This window comes from Chamaesiphon sp. VAR_69_metabat_338, assembly GCF_031423935.1.
Taxonomy (GTDB): Bacteria; Cyanobacteriota; Cyanobacteriia; order Cyanobacteriales; family Chamaesiphonaceae; genus Chamaesiphon.
The window spans coordinates 1-3335 of sequence record NZ_JANPGM010000101.1 but is presented as its reverse complement, the minus strand read 5'-3'; the positions used below and the strand labels follow the sequence as shown (position 1 = coordinate 3335).

The following is a 3335-nucleotide window of genomic DNA, read 5'->3' as shown; positions in this document are numbered from 1 at the left end:
TTCATGACTGGGATTATTATGCCCAAATCTGGAGCGGATCGAACGCCAGATCCCCTGGAAAATCGGCTGGAGCAGTTTAAATGGGGTCGTGAGTAAAAATAGCCAGACTCGATCGATTCCTCGCCCGGTCGCCTGAAATAGCCCGCGGAGAGAGAAGATTGCCAATAACAACAAGCCCAGGCTCGGCAACGGATGTGCGATCGTCCAAGCCAAGTAGGGATGAGCTACCAACCACTGGCTAAAAACAGCCCCAACTGAGCGATCGATCGATTCCGAAATATCCATAAGTTAGGCTTTAGATGTTGGGCTTTAGGCTAGTTTTAGGTAGCGATCGAGTATTACATGCCAGCTCACAAGCGGGACGCTTGCGTCCCATTCCTAAAGCCTAAAGCCTAAAGCCTAATTAGTATTTGCACCGAGTTGCTCGCTGTCGAGGTTAAACAGGACTTGGAGGGTATGCATCGCTTTGCGGCGAGTGTCGCTATCTTCTTGCGCGCGGAGTTGCACCATCGGATCTTGGAGAATTTTATTGACAATGCCTTTGGTAAGAGCTTCGATCGCTTCTTGATGGCGTTCGCCAAATTCGGCACCCAATCTCGACAGAGCCTTTTCTAGCTCTTGCAGTCGAATGGTTTCCATTTTATCGCGCAAACAATTGATCGTGGGGACGGTTTCGAGCAATTGCCACCAGCTATTAAAGTTTTCGACTTCTTCTTCGAGAATGCCTTCGGCTTCTTGAGCCATTTGCTGGCGACGTTCTTGATTTTGGGCGACGACGGCTTTGAGATCGTCTACGTTGAAGGATTGAATATTGACAAGATCGTTGACATCGCTATGGACGTTGCGCGGTACGGAGATATCAAAAATCATCAACGAGTGGTGCGGATCGAGGACGGCTTCCAATTTCGCCGCATTCAACAATGGTTCGGTCGCGGAAGTACTAGTAAAGACGATCGTTGAAGTCGAGATCGCTGTCATCATATCGCCGATCGGTTGGAGTTGCAGATCGATCGCGGTAAACATTACTTTCAATTCTTCCGCCCGTTTGGCCGATCGATTGAGAATGGTAATATCCGTCGCACCCTTGGAAATCAGATGTTGTACCAACAGCCGCGACATTTTGCCAGCACCCAGGATCGCGATCCGATGGGTGGCAAAGTTCCCCACTTTCATGTGCGCCAGTTCTACCGCTGCCGAACTGATCGACACGGCACCAGTACCGATGCTAGTTTCTGTCCGCACGCGTTTGCCCGCAGTCATCGCTTGCCTAAACAACCGATTGAGAATCGGCCCCATTCCTTGATACTGCTGGCCGATTTTATGAGTTTGTTTGACTTGGGCGAGGATTTGCCCTTCACCCAAGACGAGACTATCCAAGCCGCCAGCCACCCTCATGAGGTGCATTACGGCATCTTTGTGCAGCAAGATAAATAAGTGTTGTCTGAGATCTTTAAGTGGGATCTTGCTAAATTCGGAGAGAAACTGAATCGCATCTTGGACGCCACGATCGGCAGTGGGTGTGACGATATAGATTTCTAGGCGATTGCAAGTGCTGAGGATCGTTGCTTCTTTGATGTGGGGATAATTGCAGAGGGTTTGAATCGCCGCTTCCATCTGCGTATCGGGAACGCTGAGTTTTTCACGGATGTCTACGGGTGCGGTTTTATGACTCAAACCGATAACAGCAATATTCATGTGTACTCCGCGTTCAAAAAATGAGGATTTTAAGTTAGTTGACAGTGGCGATTCGCCGTAGCGGCTCACTCCCCATATACATCAAAGCCGAGATTGGGAGTAACCCTCGGCTCGTTAATTTTTAAAGTTTTGTTATTTAAGCTACGGATATTTCAGCGTTGACAACGCAAGATATTCACATGCGCTCCGATTTGTCAAACGCGTTAGTCTGCTTTAATTATTGTATATAATCGCTGTCTATCTTGCTCTAATCCTGGCGACTTGTAAATGCTTTGTTATGGTTCTTCACTAGGGAATAGGGAATAGGAAATAGGGATTAGGGATTAGGCAGGAGCAGGAGTCTCGATTACCGCTCGCCCTAATATCTATTTTATCAATTCCCTAACCCCTATTCCCTAACAGCTAATCCCTATTTCAGGGCGATCGTGCCGCCTTGACCATTCATGTGAATGGTATCGACGAACCGTGCGGTTTTAGATTGACTGGAAATAACCAGCGTGTGAGTCCGCGCGCCACCTTTGAAGAAGCGAACGCCATCCATGATGTTACCGGAAGTGATGCCAGTACCAGCAAACAATACGTTTTGGCCACAAGCGAGTTCTTCAGCGGTGTAGACTTTATCGGGATCGGTGATACCCATGGATTTGAGGCGATCGATGTTCGCTTCTTTGCTTTCGCCGATCAAGCCAGTTTTAACTACAGCAGGATCGTAGATCAATTGTCCTTGGAAGTGAGCGTCCATACACCGGAGGGCTGCTGCGGAGATCACCCCTTCAGGAGCTGCACCGATACCCATCAAAGCGTGAATGCCAGTTCCGGCAAAGCCACAGTTGATTGCCGCACCAACGTCACCGTCACTAATTAGGGCAACGCGCGCACCAGCAGCCCGAATTTCAGCGATTAAATCGTTGTGACGTTCGCGTTTCATGACGACAACAACTAATTCTTCGATCGATCGATCGAGACACTGTGATAAAATTTTCAGGTTTTCAGTCGCAGATTTATTGATATCTACTTTACCTTTAGCGGCTGGAGGTGCAGCTAGTTTTTTCATGTAGAAGTCAGGTGCGGCAAACAAACCACCTTTTTCGGAGATGGCGAGTACGGCCATCGAACCAGGCTGTCCGTAAGCACACAAGTTGGTACCTTCACAAGGATCGACGGCGATGTCGATTTCCATTAATTCGTCGATCGAGCATAATTCAGCAGCATTAGGCTGAGAACAAATCCCAACTTCTTCACCGATGTAGAGCATTGGCGCATCATCGCGTTCGCCTTCACCGATCACGATCCGTCCGCGCATGTAGATTTTGTTCATCCGTTCGCGCATCGCTTCAACTGCAACACGATCGGCTTCGTTTTTGTCGCCTTTACCCATCAAGCGCGCTGACGCGATCGCGGCTTGCTCTACTACTTCTATAATTTCTAAACCTAAGCTATTTTCCACTGCTATTTGCTCCTAAAGGGCTTTATTTATAGGGATTTCAGTCGTTTACAAGTCTACCAGAGCGAGGGGACACAAGAGCATTTCTTAAATTTTTCCGCTTTTTGTCCCGCCTTTTGTCAAGATTGTGGGGATCGTGCTAGTCGCGGTAAGGTTAAAGAGCCTAAATTTACGATCGAGCAATTTTTTCAACGCA

At 48.2% G+C, this 3335-nt stretch carries 2 protein-coding genes and 1 pseudogene; all 3 read right to left on the bottom strand.

Annotated features, from left to right (window positions below; translation table 11 throughout):
* A pseudogene (locus RMO84_RS02965) lies at positions 1–285 on the bottom strand (hypothetical protein); the annotation flags it as partial.
* Positions 286–399: 114 nt separating this feature from the next.
* A complete protein-coding gene (locus RMO84_RS02960; protein ID WP_310486959.1) occupies positions 400–1695 on the bottom strand; it encodes a glutamyl-tRNA reductase in 1296 nt (431 codons plus the stop codon).
* A 409-nt stretch (positions 1696–2104) separates the two neighbouring features.
* The gene (glpX, locus tag RMO84_RS02955; RefSeq protein ID WP_310486958.1) at positions 2105–3142 is read right to left on the bottom strand and encodes a class II fructose-bisphosphatase; all 1038 of its coding nucleotides are present in this window, start codon (positions 3140–3142) and stop codon (positions 2105–2107) included.
* Positions 3143–3335 lie beyond the last annotated feature (193 nt).

Coding starts and splice junctions, on each gene's coding strand:
- RMO84_RS02960 (WP_310486959.1), bottom strand. CDS start 1,695: ATGAATATTGCTGTTATCGGTTTGAGTCATAAAACCGCACCCGTAGAC.